The 13,619-nt window shown below is 74.6% G+C and carries 10 protein-coding genes and 2 pseudogenes; 7 read left to right on the top strand and 5 right to left on the bottom strand.

Annotated features, from left to right (window positions below; all coding sequences use genetic code 11):
• Positions 1–25: 25 nt before the first annotated feature.
• Together ACF1A5_RS14850 and ACF1A5_RS14845 are read left to right on the top strand one after the other, a co-directional pair.
• On the top strand, positions 26–988 hold the full coding sequence (locus ACF1A5_RS14850) for an electron transfer flavoprotein subunit alpha/FixB family protein (RefSeq protein ID WP_392193240.1): 963 nt from the start codon (positions 26–28) through the stop codon (positions 986–988).
• Between the two features lie 190 nt (positions 989–1,178).
• Complete coding sequence (locus ACF1A5_RS14845; protein ID WP_392193239.1) at positions 1,179–2,483, top strand: DUF6986 family protein; 1,305 nt, start codon at positions 1,179–1,181, stop codon at positions 2,481–2,483.
• A gap of 276 nt (positions 2,484–2,759) precedes the next feature.
• Here the strand turns inward: ACF1A5_RS14845 and ACF1A5_RS14840 are convergent.
• Together ACF1A5_RS14840 and ACF1A5_RS14835 are read right to left on the bottom strand one after the other, a co-directional pair.
• Positions 2,760–3,488: pseudogene (locus ACF1A5_RS14840) on the bottom strand (hypothetical protein).
• Between the two features lie 57 nt (positions 3,489–3,545).
• The gene (locus tag ACF1A5_RS14835; protein ID WP_392193238.1) at positions 3,546–4,622 is read right to left on the bottom strand and encodes a LacI family DNA-binding transcriptional regulator; all 1,077 of its coding nucleotides are present in this window, start codon (positions 4,620–4,622) and stop codon (positions 3,546–3,548) included.
• A gap of 178 nt (positions 4,623–4,800) precedes the next feature.
• Here ACF1A5_RS14835 and ACF1A5_RS14830 point away from each other — a divergent pair, with 178 nt between their 5' ends.
• The 4 genes from ACF1A5_RS14830 to ACF1A5_RS14815 all read left to right on the top strand — a co-directional run bounded on the left by ACF1A5_RS14830 (position 4,801) and on the right by ACF1A5_RS14815 (position 9,312).
• Complete coding sequence (locus ACF1A5_RS14830) at positions 4,801–5,754, top strand: ROK family protein (protein WP_392193237.1); 954 nt, start codon at positions 4,801–4,803, stop codon at positions 5,752–5,754.
• A gap of 699 nt (positions 5,755–6,453) precedes the next feature.
• Positions 6,454–7,713 (top strand): MFS transporter, encoded by a 1,260-nt coding sequence (locus tag ACF1A5_RS14825; RefSeq protein ID WP_392193236.1) that lies wholly within the window; start codon positions 6,454–6,456, stop codon positions 7,711–7,713.
• Between the two features lie 217 nt (positions 7,714–7,930).
• Positions 7,931–8,125 carry a hypothetical protein gene (locus ACF1A5_RS14820; protein ID WP_392193235.1) on the top strand — a complete coding sequence of 65 codons (195 nt, stop codon included), beginning with the start codon at positions 7,931–7,933 and terminating at the stop codon, positions 8,123–8,125.
• A 146-nt stretch (positions 8,126–8,271) separates the two neighbouring features.
• Positions 8,272–9,312, top strand: coding sequence for an NUDIX domain-containing protein (locus ACF1A5_RS14815; protein ID WP_392193234.1), 1,041 nt, complete (start codon positions 8,272–8,274; stop codon positions 9,310–9,312).
• A 242-nt stretch (positions 9,313–9,554) separates the two neighbouring features.
• Here the strand turns inward: ACF1A5_RS14815 and ACF1A5_RS14810 are convergent.
• Positions 9,555–10,257: pseudogene (locus tag ACF1A5_RS14810) on the bottom strand (MBL fold metallo-hydrolase).
• Between the two features lie 67 nt (positions 10,258–10,324).
• Complete coding sequence (locus ACF1A5_RS14805; RefSeq protein WP_392193233.1) at positions 10,325–11,680, bottom strand: dipeptidase; 1,356 nt, start codon at positions 11,678–11,680, stop codon at positions 10,325–10,327.
• A gap of 215 nt (positions 11,681–11,895) precedes the next feature.
• Here ACF1A5_RS14805 and ACF1A5_RS14800 point away from each other — a divergent pair, with 215 nt between their 5' ends.
• Positions 11,896–13,158: a geranylgeranyl reductase family protein gene (locus ACF1A5_RS14800; protein WP_392193232.1), complete on the top strand. Its 1,263-nt coding sequence runs from the start codon at positions 11,896–11,898 to the stop codon at positions 13,156–13,158.
• On the opposite strand, the gene ACF1A5_RS14795 is transcribed toward ACF1A5_RS14800, so the two are convergent.
• Positions 13,148–13,600, bottom strand: coding sequence for a nitroreductase family deazaflavin-dependent oxidoreductase (locus tag ACF1A5_RS14795; protein ID WP_392193231.1), 453 nt, complete (start codon positions 13,598–13,600; stop codon positions 13,148–13,150). The genes ACF1A5_RS14800 and ACF1A5_RS14795 overlap by 11 nt on opposite strands.
• Positions 13,601–13,619: the final 19 nt, after the last annotated feature.

Below are 13,619 nucleotides of genomic sequence, written 5' to 3'. Positions count from 1 at the left end.
CGCACATCCGCAGGAGAGCAATCCCATGGCTGAAGTTCTCGTCTACGTCGACCACGTGGACGGTGCCGTCCGCAAGCCCACCCTGGAGCTGCTGACCCTGGCCCGCCGCATCGGCGAGCCGGTCGCCGTCGCGCTGGGCAACGGCGCCGCCGACACCGCCGCCACGCTCGCCGAGCACGGCGCGGTGAAGGTCCTCACCCACGAGGCGTCCGAGTACGCCGACTACCTGGTCGTCCCGAAGGTCGACGCCCTGCAGGCGGCCGTCGAGGCCGTCTCCCCGGCCGCCGTGCTCGTCCCGTCCTCCGCCGACGGCAAGGAGATCGCGGCCCGTCTGGCGCTGCGCATCGGCTCCGGCATCATCACCGACGCCGTCGACCTCGAGGCCGGCGACGAGGGCCCCGTGGCCACCCAGTCGGTGTTCGCCGCGTCCTTCACCACCAAGTCGCGTGTCTCCAAGGGCACCCCGGTCATCACGGTCAAGCCGAACTCGGCCGCCGTCGAGGCCGCCCCGGCCGCGGGCGCGGTCGAGGCCCTGTCCGTCTCCTTCTCCGCCCAGGCGACCGGCACCAAGGTCACCGGCCGCACCCCGCGCGAGTCGACGGGCCGTCCGGAGCTGACCGAGGCCGCGATCGTGGTCTCCGGTGGCCGCGGTGTCAACGGCGCGGAGAACTTCTCGGTCATCGAGGCGCTCGCCGACTCCCTCGGCGCGGCCGTCGGCGCCTCGCGTGCCGCGGTCGACGCCGGCTGGTACCCGCACACCAACCAGGTCGGCCAGACCGGCAAGTCCGTCTCGCCGCAGCTCTACATCGCCAACGGCATCTCCGGCGCGATCCAGCACCGCGCCGGTATGCAGACCTCGAAGACGATCGTGGCCGTCAACAAGGACGCCGAGGCCCCGATCTTCGACCTGGTCGACTACGGCGTCGTCGGCGACCTGTTCGACGTCGTCCCGCAGCTGACCGAGGAGATCAAGGCGCGCAAGGGCTGATCACCCTCCCTGCCGACGTCCGGGCCACCCGGACCCGCCGAGGCCCCCGTGACCGTCGTGGTCACGGGGGCCTCGGCCGTGCCACGGGCCGCGCCGCCCGGACGCCTGGGTGTTGACCCGCGGGAAGATCCACGGATAACTTCATTCAACGGATTGTTGATTCCGTAGAGTGGAAAACGGAGGGTGCGGCATGGGCCAGGGCGGGCAGGAAAAGGTGGCGACCAGTCTCTCGGGCGCCGTCAGCGAGGAGATCAGCGCCTCCCTCGCGGCGGTCGACGCCGAGCTGGAGCGCCGCTACCCCGGTGACCCCGGCACCCGCCAGCCCGTCCACACCGTCTACGTCCCCGGCGACCTCTTCACCGCCGACACCGTCCGCGTCTGGGGCGAGGCCGCCCTCGCCGCGCTCGACGAACACGCCCCCGACGCAGCCGCCTTCGCCGCCGTGCTCGGCCTGGACGACGCCCTCGCCGCGCCCGTGTACGACCGGGTCCGCGCGAAGCTGGAACGCGAACCGGTCGAGGACCTTCGGGTCGACTTCGAGGACGGCTACGGCCCCCGCCCGGACGCCGAGGAGGACCGGGCCGCGGCCCGCGCGGCGCGCCTGATCGCCGAGGGGCACGAAAAGGGCACGACTGCCCCGTACACGGGCATCCGCATGAAGTGCATGGAGGCCGCGGTCCGCGACCGGGGCATCCGCACCCTCGACATCTTCCTCACCGGCCTGATGGAGGCCGGCGGCCTGCCCGGCGGGCTGCTGCTGACGTTTCCGAAGGTGACGTACCCGGAGCAGGTCACCGCGATGGTCCGGCTGCTCGAAGCGTTCGAGGGCGCCCACGGACTGGAGCCCGGACGGCTCGGCTTCGAGATCCAGATCGAGACCAGCCAGGCCATCCTCGCCGCCGACGGCACCGCCACCGTCGCCCGCATGATCCAGGCCGCCGAGGGCCGCGCCACCGGCCTGCACTACGGCACCTTCGACTACAGTGCCTGCCTCGGTGTCTCCGCCGCCCACCAGGCGAGCGACCATCCCGCCGCCGACCACGCCAAGGCGGTCATGCAGGTCGCCGCCGCGGGCACCGGCGTACGTGTCTCGGACGGCTCCACCAACGTGCTCCCTGTCGGCCCGACCGAGAAGGTGCACGACGCCTGGCGGCTGCACTACGGCCTGACCCGCCGCGCCCTGGCGCGCGCCTACTACCAGGGCTGGGACATGCATCCCGGCCACCTTCCCACCCGGTACGCGGCCGTGTTCGCCTTCTACCGCGAGGGGTTCGAGCAGGCCGCCGCCCGCCTCGCCCGCTACGTCGACCGGACCGGCGGCGACGTGATGGACGAACCGGCCACCGCCAAGGCACTCAGCGGCTATCTGCTGCGCGGCCTGGACTGCGGCGCGCTCGAATCCGCCGAGGTCACCCGGCTCACCGGCCTCACCCGGGCCGACCTGGAGGGCTTCGCCGCGCCGCGCCGGGGCGACCTCACGGCCTCAGCCGGCTGAGCCGGCCGAAGGGACCTGCCGCCCGGGAGCGGGACCGGAGCCACGGGACCGGCGGCCGTCGTCCGCCGCGGACCGCCCGGCACGGGTGCGCCCGGTCGGGGATCCTGCGCGCGTGGCGGTACGACCGTCCCGCACGTGTGGTGGTCGAGGTCGTACGCCCGCCCCGCGCCGCACGGTGGTCTGCGCCGAACGCCCGTCCGGCGCCGCACGGCCAAGCTCCGCCCCCGTCCCACCGCGCGGTGGTCGAGGGCGTACGCCCGTCCCGCGCCGCCGCGGTCAGGGCCGTACGTACGCCTCCAGGCCGGACGCCGTCACCCGCCGCTCCTGCGCGAACAGTTGTGTGCCCCGCGCGCACAGCCGCAGGTCCGCCCGCGCCCGGGCGCAGAACAGCTCGGGCGTGTCGCCGAACAGCTCCCGCAACCGGACCGACTCCACGAGCAGTTCGGTGAGCAGGGCGCGCTCGCCCGGGTGTCTGCGCGGGGTGTCGGCGCCGTCGTGCAGCACGCCGTGACGGTTGACGTAGACGTGCGCGCCGGAGAGGGGGGCGCCGTGCTCCGGCTCGATCAGTGCGTCGGGCGCGGGCAGCCAGGCGCGACGGAAGTTGCCCGTGGGCACCGGCACCCCCTCGCTCGCGTCGATGGCGGCCAGTTGCCGCTCGTCGAGCCAGAGGACGAACAGCTCCCGCACCGTCCCGGGCGCCCTGACCGGCGACGCGGAGACGTATCCCATGCGGCTCACATGGGCCGAGACGCCCACGTCGACGCCGGTGACCCGGGCCTTCTACATCGGCAGCGGCTCGTCGACGCCGGATTCGGCCATCTTGTGGCGCAGTTGGCCGGGGCAGCCGTTGGAGCCGACGGCGAGGACCGGGTGCCGGCCGGCACGGGAGAAACGGTCCAGGGGCAGCAGGCGGTCCCCGTGCAGCAGCCCGGACCGCTCCGGCCAGGCCCCGGGGTACAGCAGCGGATGGTCGCGCGGCGCCTCGGCCAGGCCGAGCGCCTCCAGGGAGAGGTCGTCCCGGTGCGCCCCCGCCCGCCCGTTCGCGTGGTTCGCCACGGCCGCTCAGTCCGCCGGCGGCAGCTCGCCGGAGCCGCGGGTGATCAGGCGGGTCGGCAGCTCGATCCGCTCCGGGGCGACGAGGGTGCCGTCGAGCTGGCGGAACAGGCGCTCCGCCGCGGTACGGCCGAGGGCCGCCGCGTCCTGGGCGACCACGGTGACGCCCGGCTCCAGCAGGTCGGCCAGCTCGATGTCGTCGAAACCGACCAGCGCCACCCGGCGGCGGTGCTCGGCCAGGACACGGACCACGGTGACCGTCACCCGGTTGTTGCCCGTGAAGACGGCGGTGACGGGCTCGGGCCCGGACAGCATCGCCTCGGCCGCCCCGCGCACCCGCTCGGGGTCGGTGACACCCAGCGACATCCAGGAATCCTCGACCGGTATTCCGGCGTCCTCCATCGCCGCCCGGTAGCCGCGCAGGCGCTCGGCCGCCGTGTGGATGCGGGGCATGTCGCCGATGAAGCCGATCCGACGGTGGCCGTGGGCGATGAGGTGGGCGACACCGTCACGGGCACCGCCGAAGTTGTCCGAGAGGACCACGTCGGCGTCGATCTTCCCGGCCGGGCGGTCCACGAAGACGGTGGCCACACCCGCCTTGATCTCCGGCTCCAGATACCGGTGGTCGTCCCCGGCCGGGATGACGACCAGACCGTCCACCCGCCGCGCGCACAGCGCCAGGGCGAGCTCCTGCTCGCGGTCCGGGTCCTCCGCGCTGGAGCCGTTGATGAGCAGGGCGCCGTGCGCGCGGGCCACCTCCTCGACCGCGCGGCTGAGCGGACCGTAGAACGGGTCGGCGAGGTCCTCCAGGATCAGCCCGATGCTCGCCGTACGGCCCTTGCGCAGGACGCGCGCGCTGTCGTTGCGGCGGAAGCCCAGCGCCTCGATGGCCTCCTGCACTCGGCGCTCGGTGTCCGGAGTGACGCCCGGCTCGCCGTTGACCACGCGGGAGACGGTCTTGAGCCCGACACCCGCGCGGGCTGCCACGTCCTTCATGGTCGGACGGTTGCCGTAGCGGCTGGCGGCGAGGCGGTCTGCTCGGCGGGCGGTCTCGGGCACGATGCGGCGTCCTGTCCTGTCGTCCACGGGGGATGCGGCGAACCATGGGGCTGTATGAGGATGTGGCGTCGAGCATAGAGCCTGGACAACGTTGTCATGCACGGGAGAGACTGTCCACCGCAATCCCCGGCCTGCGCCCCCACCGCGAGACCGGCCTGCGCCCACCCTTGGTTTCTCACATGGCTGACGGGGAGATCTGACTCTGATGCACACCGACCTCGTGGCCGCGCTCGACATCGGCGGCACCAAGATCGCCGGTGCCCTGGTGGACGGGCACGGCCGCATCCTGGTGCGCGCACAGCGCGCGACGCCCGCGCAGGAGGACGGCGACACCGTGATGCGGGCGGTGGAGCGGGTCCTCGGCGAGCTGGCCGCGGGGCCGCTGTGGGGACGCGTCACGGCCCTCGGCATAGGCAGCGCGGGCCCGGTGGACGCGTCCGCGGGCACGGTGAGCCCGGTGAACGTGCCGGGCTGGCGCGGCTATCCGCTGGTCGAACGGGCGCGGGCCGCGGTCGGCGGGCTGCCGGTCGAGCTGATCGGCGACGGCGTGGCCATCACCGCCGCCGAGCACTGGCAGGGCGCCGCTCGCGGCCATGACAACGCGCTGTGCATGGTGGTCTCCACGGGCGTGGGAGGCGGTCTGGTGCTGAACGGGCGGCTGCACCCCGGCCCCACGGGCAACGCCGGTCACATCGGCCACATCAGCGTCGACCTCGACGGGGACCTCTGCCCGTGCGGCTCGCGCGGCTGCGTGGAACGCCTGGCGAGCGGACCCAACATCGCGCGCCGGGCGCTCGACGACGGCTGGCGGCCGGGCCCGGACGGCGACACCTCGGCCGCCGCGGTGGCCGCCGCGGCCCGCGCCGGGGACCCCGTCGCCGGCGCCTCCTTCGAGCGCGCCGCCCAGGCCCTGGCCGCCGGCATCGCGGCCACCGCCACCCTGGTCGAGATCGACATCGCCGTCGTCGGCGGGGGTGTGGGCAAGGCGGGCGACGTGCTCCTCACGCCACTGCGGAAGGCGCTGCGGGAGTACGCCACCCTGTCCTTCGTGCGGGGCCTGACGGTCGTGCCCGCGCAGATGGGCACGGACGCCGGTCTCGTGGGAGCGGCTGCGGCCGCGCTCACCGCCCGGACGAACGCCACGGCGGCCGGAGTCTGAGGCGCCCCGGCGGGCGGAGTCCGAGGCATCACGGCGTCACGGCGGTGGGAGTCCGGGCGTCACGGCGGTCGGAGCCTGAGGGCGGGCCGGCGGGCGCCGCGGGGATTCCGCTCGGGCGGGTCGGCGGCGGGCGCAGCTGCCCGTGCGCAGTCCGGCGTGCGCGGGTTCGGCGTGCGCGGCGGTGGGCGAGTTCGCGCTCCGGCGCTCGCCCGGTGCCGGAGACCGCCGACCGCACCACGTGCGGGCACCGGGCCGCCGCTGCGGGAGCGTCCCCCTCGGGGCGTGCGCGGCGGTGGGCGAGTTCGCGCTCCGGCGCTCGCCCCGTGCCGGAGACCGCCGACCGCACCACGTGCGGGCACCGGGCCGCCGCTGCGGGAGCGTCCCCCTCGGGGCGTGCGCGGCGGTGGGCGAGTTCGCGCTCCGGCGCTCGCCCCGTGCCGGAGACCGCCGACCGCACCCCGTGCAGGCACCAGGCCGCCGCCGCGGAAGTGCCCTCCTCGGCGACCGCGGCGACGCCCTCCGTCCGGCGCGGCTCCCTGCCGTCTCCGCCCGCCGAGCGACCCGTGCCCGTCTCCTGCGGAGATCACCGTCACATCCGATCATCTCCACAACGCGGGAAGCGGGAGCGGGAGGAACCGGTTGGAAGGGGTAGGCGGTGAACGGGCCGTCCGGCCCACCTCAGCGGATCGGAGCGCAGACATGCCGATGTCCCCGACCACGCGCCGCGCGCCGGCCGACGGCACGGCGGCGCCCGGCTCCCGGCGCGGGACGGCCCGCCGGTACGGGGCCGGGTTCTGGACGGTCGCCGCGGTGTTCGTCACGGCCATGGCCTTCTCCACCGTCCCGACGCCGCTCTACCCGCTGTACCAGGAGCACGACGGCTTCTCCACGTTCACCGTCACCGTCGTCTTCGCGGTGTACGCCGTCGGTGTCCTGGCCAGTCTGCTGCTGGCCGGGCACGTCTCGGACTGGGCCGGCCGCAGGAAGGTCCTGGTCGCGGCGCTCGCACTGGAACTCGCCGCCGCCGCGCTCTTCCTGGCCTCGTCCGCGCTCTGGGTGCTGATCGTCGCGAGGCTGATCACCGGCCTCGGCGTCGGAGTGCTGACCGCGACGGCCACCGCCCATCTGCACGAGCTGCACGGTGCCCACCGGCCCGGCGCCCCGGCGCAGCGGTTCGAGATCGTGTCGACCGCGGCCAACATCGGCGGCCTCGGCCTCGGCCCGCTGATCGCCGGCGGCCTCGCCCAGTACCTCGGCGCTCCGCTGCGGCTGCCCTACGCCGTCTTCGGCGCCCTGCTGCTGGCCGGGATCGCCGCGGTGCTGAGCACCCCGGAGACGGTCGACAAGCCCGCGGTCCGCCCGGCGTACCGTCCGCAGCGGGTGAGCGCCGACCACGGCGACCGGGCGGGGTACTTCGCCGCGAGCGCCGCCGGCTTCGCCTGCCTGGCGGTCTTCGGGCTGTTCACCTCCCTGGTCCCCGGCTTCGTGGGCGGCACCCTGCACCATCCGTCCCGGGCGCTGGCCGGGCTGATCGTGTTCGCCGTGTTCGGCGCCGCCGCGACGGCCCAGACGCTCTCCGGCCGGCTCGGCGACCGTACCCGGCGCACCGTGGGGCTCCTCGCCCAGGCCGCCGGGGTGGCGGTCCTCGCGGTGGGCGTGCGGACGGCGAGCCTGCCGGTGTTCCTGCTGGCCGGGATCGTCGCGGGCGCGGGCGCCGGGGTGCTGTTCAAGTCGGCCGTCGCGGCCGTCGCCGCCATGGCCGCCCCGGAGCGCCGCGGCGAGGCCCTGGCCGGGCTGTTCCTGGTCTCCTACGTCGGCCTGGCCCTGCTGCCCGTCGGCCTCGGCCTGGCGACCCGCTACACGAGCCTGACCACCGCGATGACCTGGTTCACCGGGGTCGTCCTTGCCCTGCTCGCCGCGGTCGCACTGCTCGACCGCCGCCGTGGCACGACCGGCTGACGCCGCCCGCGGCGACCTCCGCTCCGGTCGGGGCCCTGTTCCCAGCCGGGACATCTGCTCCGGTCGGGGCTCTGTTCCCGCCGGGGCGTCCATTCCGGCCGAGGCCCTGTTCCGTCCGGAGTATCTGCTCCGCTCGGTGCCGCTGTCCCATCCGGAGCGTCTGCTCCGGTCGGGGACAGGGCGTGACCCCGAGCCGGTTCCATCGGTTGAACCGGTCATGAAGAAGCGCAGCATGCTCGCCATCGCCTCCCTCGCCACCGGTTTCGTGGTGGCCGCCATCACCCCCTCCCACGCCTCCGGTCACGAGCCGCTCGGCGACCTGAACACGAAGGACACCGTGGGCAGCGTCGACGACGTCGTCGGCCACGACGGCCTGTCGGCCGGCGAGGAGGTCCTCGGGGACAACGCCTGAGGCAGCCGGCCCGTCCCGGTGCCGGCGTGCCCGCCCCGTGGGGTGGGGACGCCGGCACCGTCGCGCAGGCGCCCTCAACGGGAGCCGGTTTCCGTGGCAGGGTGGAGCGGGCAAGCCACAGGGGGCCAAACAGAAGAGGGGGACCCGTGATCGTCTGGATCAACGGTGCGTTCGGTGCGGGGAAGTCCACCACCGCACGGGAACTGATCGAACTGATCCCGAACAGCACGCTCTTCGACCCCGAGGTCATCGGCGGCGCGCTCAGGTACCTGCTGCCGGCCAAACACCTCGCCGAGGTCGGCGACTACCAGGACCTGCCGATCTGGCGGCGGCTGGTGATCGACACGGCGGCCGCGATGCTCGCGGAGGTGGGCGGAACCCTCGTCGTCCCCATGACCCTGCTGCGCCAGGAGTACCGCGACGAGATCTTCGGTGGTCTCGCGGCCCGCCGGATCGGCGTCCACCATCTGCTCCTCGCCCCGGCTGAAACGATCCTGCGCGAGCGGATAGCCGGCCGGGAGGTCCCGCCGGACCTCCCCGACGGCGAGACGCGGGTGCGCCAGTGGGCCTACGACCACATCGAGCCCTACCGCGCCGCCCTGGCCTCCTGGCTGACCGCCGACGCCCACCTCGTCGACACCAGCGCGCTCACCCCGTACCAGACGGCCGTCCGTATCGCCGAGGCCGTCGGCAGCGGGACCCTGCCCGCCTGCGACATCGTGCAGACGCCCGAGCCCACCGCGGAGACCCTCGCCTCCGGCGTCCTGCTCTTCGACGAACAGGACCGGGTGCTGCTCGTCGATCCCACCTACAAGGCCGGCTGGGAGTTCCCCGGTGGGGTCGTCGAGCCGGGCGAGGCCCCGGCCCGCGCCGGGATGCGCGAGGTCGCCGAGGAGACGGGGATCGTCCTGGACGACGTGCCCCGGCTGCTGGTCGTCGACTGGGAACCGCCCGCGCCCCCCGGCTACGGCGGTCTGCGGCTGCTCTTCGACGGCGGCCGGCTCGACTCCGAGTCGGCCGGGCGCCTGCTGCTGCCTGGCCCCGAACTGCGGGACTGCCGCTTCGTCAGCGAACGTGAGGCCGCCGACCTGCTCCCACCGGTCCGCTTCGAACGCCTGCGCTGGGCCCTGCGCGCCCGCGAACGCGGCGCCGCACTGTACCTGGAAGCGGGCGTCCCCCTCGGCTGACGTTCCTACGGCCGTGCCCGGTCCGGCGGTCCGGCGGCCGTGCCCGGTCCGGCGGTCCGGCGGCCGTGCCGGTCCGGCGGTCCTGCGGTTCCTGCGGCGTGCGGTCCTGCCGCCGGTGCCGCCGGTGCCGCCCTGAGTACGGCCCCGTCTCCGGGCCTCGCCCCCGCTGCCCGCGGCCGCTCCCGCCCCGCTGCTCCGGCCGATGGGGAACCGCCGGGGACGGCGGGCGGCCGCGTGGCTGGCTACCGGCCGTCGGCCCCGCTCCACGCCCGTCGGCCGAGCGCCGGAGCGCCGTGGCCGAAGCAGGCCACCTCCGGGGCCAGCGCGGCCGGCCGGCGGAAGGAGTCGGCCGCCTGAGGCCGGTCGAGGTGGAACACCCCCGGCATCACCGTGCCGTCCTCCGGAGACGCGGCCACCGTGTCTCCGGTGAACAGGCACGCCGTGGCGCGGGAGGTGGAGGGCGATGCTGCCGTGGGTGTGGCCCGGGACGTGGACGACCCGGGCGCCGCCGCCGAAGTCCGGCACGTCGCCGTGGGACAGCTCGGTGACCACCGCCGGGCGGACCGGTGCGCCCGGCGGCAGGCGTCCGGCGGCCTCCGCGTGGATGGGGCGCTCCCAGTCCTCCAGGACCGGGGGCGGGCCGGCCGCCTCGCCCCGTACGACCGGCGCGTCCAGGTGGTGGGCCGGCACCGCCGCACCGCTCAGCGCGGCGAACTCGCCCGCCCCGCCCGCGTGGTCGGCGTGGAAGTGGGTGAGCACCGGACGGCGCGCGTCCGCGGGGTCCCGGCCCAGGGCTCTGATCGCCTCGGCGATGCTCGCGCCGGCACCCTTCGGGCCGGCGTCGACGAGCGTCAGCGCGTCGCCGTCGATGTCGCGCCAGAGGTAGGCCTGCCCGACCGGGAAGCGCAGCAGGTGCAGGTGGGGGAGGAGTTCGACGACGTCCATGAGGACGACCGTAGGGCGGGGCCCCCGCCGTGAGGCGAGGGCCCTCTGCCGTGGGCAGAGCCGGTGCTCAGCCCGCCGCGTAGTTGCGCAGGAACAGGGCCTCCGCGACCGACAGCCGCTCCAGTTCCTCGGGGGAGACGCTCTCGTCCACGGCGTGGATCTGCGCCTCTGGCTCGCTCAGGCCGATGAGGAGGATCTCCGCGCTCGGGTAGAGGGCCGCGAGGGTGTTGCACAGCGGGATGGAGCCGCCCTGGCCGGCGTACTGCATCTCCTGGCCCGGGTAGGCGACCGCCATCGCGTCGGCCATGGCCTGGTAGGCCGGGCTGGTGGTGTCGGCGCGGAAGGCCTGGCCCTGGCCGATCTGCTCGGTGCGCACCCGCGCGCCCCACGGGGTGTGCGCCTCCAGGTGGGCCTGGAGCAGCTTGGTCGCCTCGGCCGCGTCGACGCCCGGCGGCACGCGCAGGCTGATCAGCGCGCGGGCAGCGGCCTGCACGGACGGGGTGGCGCCGACGACCGGCGGGCAGTCGATGCCGAGGACGGTGACGGCCGGGCGCGCCCAGATCCGGTCGGCGACCGTGCCGGAGCCGATCAGCCCGACGCCGTCGCGCACCTTGGCGTCCTTGCGGAACTGCTCCTCGTCGTACTGCAGGCCCTCCCACGCGGAGTCGCCGGCGAGCCCGTCCACGGTCGTCGAGCCGTCCTCGCCCCGCAGCGAGTCCAGGACGCGGATCAGCGCCGCCAGCGCGTCGGGGGCCGCACCGCCGAACTGACCTGAGTGCAGGTTGCCCTCGAGCGTGTCGATCTGCACGCGGACCATGGTCATGCCGCGCAGGGTGCTGGTGACCGTGGGCAGGCCGACGCGGAAGTTGCCCGCGTCGCCGATCACGATGGTGTCCGCCGCCAGGAGCTCCGGGTGCTGCTCGGCGTAGCGCTCCAGGCCGCCCGTGCCCTGCTCCTCCGAACCCTCGGCGATCACCTTGACGTTCACCGGTATGCCGCCGTCGGCCTTCAGCGCGCGCAGCGCCAGCAGGTGCATGATGACGCCGCCCTTGCAGTCGGCGGCCCCGCGCCCGTACCAGCGGCCGTCCCGCTCGGTCAGCTCGAACGGCGGGGTCGTCCACCCGGCCTCGTCCAGCGGCGGCTGCACGTCGTAGTGGGCGTAGAGGAGGACCGTCTTCGCGCCCTCGGGGCCGGGCAGGTGGCCGTACACCGACTGCGTGCCGTCCGGGGTGTCGAGCAGGGCCACGTCCTCGAAGCCCTCGGCGCGCAGCGCGTCGGCGACCCAGCGCGCGGCGCCCTCGCTCTCGCTCCTCGGGAACTGGTCGAAGTCCGCCACCGACCTGAAGGCCACCAGCTCGGCGAGCTCCTCGCGCGCCCTGGGCATCAGGGAGGCGACGGTCTCGGCGACCGGATTCGACGACATGGGCACGCTCCTTGTGGGTGCGACGTCGTGCCGGTGAGTTCCTGGGTGGGACTCGGGGCACGTCTGTGGTCCGGGTTGATCGTGTCAGCGTAGGCGCCCGCCGGTGAGCGGGGGCGTGCGCCTGCCGATCCTCCCACAGCGGCCGTCGGCGACGGCCGCCGTAGGATGCGGGAGACAGCAGCGGAAGCCGGCTTGATCGGGAGCAGTAGACCATCGTGAGCAGCGAGAACTCTTCGGCGGACGACGTGCAGCGGGTGTGGGACGTCGTCGTGGTGGGCGCGGGACCGGCAGGGGCTTCGGCGGCCTACGCGGCGGCGGTCGCGGGGCGGCGCGTGCTGCTGCTGGAGAAGGCGGAGCTGCCCCGCTACAAGACGTGCGGCGGCGGCATCATCGGACCCTCGCGCGACGCGCTGCCGCCCGGCTTCGAGCTGCCGTTCAAGGATCGGGTGCACGCCGTCACGTTCTCCAACAACGGCCGTTTCACGCGCACCCGCCGTTCCAAGCGGATGCTGTTCGGGCTGATCAACCGGCCCGAGTTCGACCAGCAGCTCGTCGAGCACGCGCAGAAGGCGGGCGCCGAACTGCGCACGGGCGTCACGGTCTCGCGGGTCGAGCAGCACGGCTCGGCGGTGCCGGACCGGCGCACGGTCGCCGTGGTGCTCCAGGGCGGCGAGACCGTGCTCGCGCGCGCGGTGGTCGGCGCCGACGGCAGCGCCGGCCGTATAGGGGCGCACGTCGGGGTCAAGCTCGACCAGGTCGACCTCGGTCTGGAGGCGGAGATCCCGGTGCCGGAGACCGTCGCCGAGGACTGGCGGGGGCGGGTCCTCATCGACTGGGGTCCGATGCCCGGCAGTTACGGCTGGGTGTTCCCGAAGGGGGACACCCTGACGGTCGGAGTGATCTCCGCCCGCGGCGAAGGCGCCGCCACCAAGCGGTACCTGGAGGACTTCATCGCCCGGCTGGGTCTGGCCGGCTTCGAACCGAGCATCTCCTCCGGTCATCTGACGCGGTGCCGGGCCGAGGACTCCCCGCTCTCGCGGGGGCGGGTGCTGGTGTGCGGGGACGCGGCGGGGCTGCTGGAGCCGTGGACGCGGGAGGGCATCTCGTTCGCCCTGCGGTCGGGCCGGCTCGCGGGGGAGTGGGCGGTGCGGATCGCCGAGGCGCACGACGCGGTGGACGCCCGGCGCCAGGCGCTGAACTACGCGTTCGCGATCAAGGCCGGGCTCGGGGTCGAGATGGCCGTCGGCCGGAGCATGCTGGCGGTCTTCGAGCGCCGTCCCGGACTCTTCCACGCCGTGCTGACCGGGTTCCGCCCCGCGTGGAAGGCGTTCAAGGACATCACACAGGGCGCCACCTCGCTGGGCGAGCTGGTGCGCAGCCACCCCCTGGCCCAGCGCGCCCTGACCGCGCTGGACCGGCGGCCGGTCACGCCGGACACGCGCGCCGTCGCGGACGCGGAGGACGCGGTCACTTCTTGACCGTGATCCGGAAGACGGGGTGGTCGGGGGCGGCGGCGAGGATCTCCTCGTCGGAGGACGCGGCCGTCACACCCCGGAAGTAGTCGTTGACCTGCCAGCCCCACCTGTCCAGGTAGGTCCGCAGCACGGGGAGCTTCTCGGCGTCGGGAAGCTCCACCGCGGTGAACGCGCGGACCTTGCGCCCGACGCGCAGTTCGCCGCCGCCGGCGGCGCGCATGTTGCGCACCCACTGGGAGTGGCCGCGGGCCGAGACGAGGTACTGGGCGCCCTCGTAGGTGTGCGGATTGACCGGGATGCGCTGCATCTCGCCGGACTTCCGGCCGCGCACGGACAGTTCGGCGCTGCCGGCGAGGCTGAGGCCGTGCCGCGCCAGCCAGCCGATGACGCTGTTCAGCCGGACGGTCGTCCGGCTGCCCTTGAGGTAGTACGGCGACGACGACATGGTTACCCCCACGGGTTCG

Origin of the sequence: Streptomyces sp. NPDC014864 (assembly GCF_043081525.1) — a bacterium.
Classification (GTDB): domain Bacteria; phylum Actinomycetota; class Actinomycetes; order Streptomycetales; family Streptomycetaceae; genus Streptomyces.
Note: the sequence above shows the minus strand (reverse complement) of the source record. Positions and strands in the feature narration are given on the sequence as shown.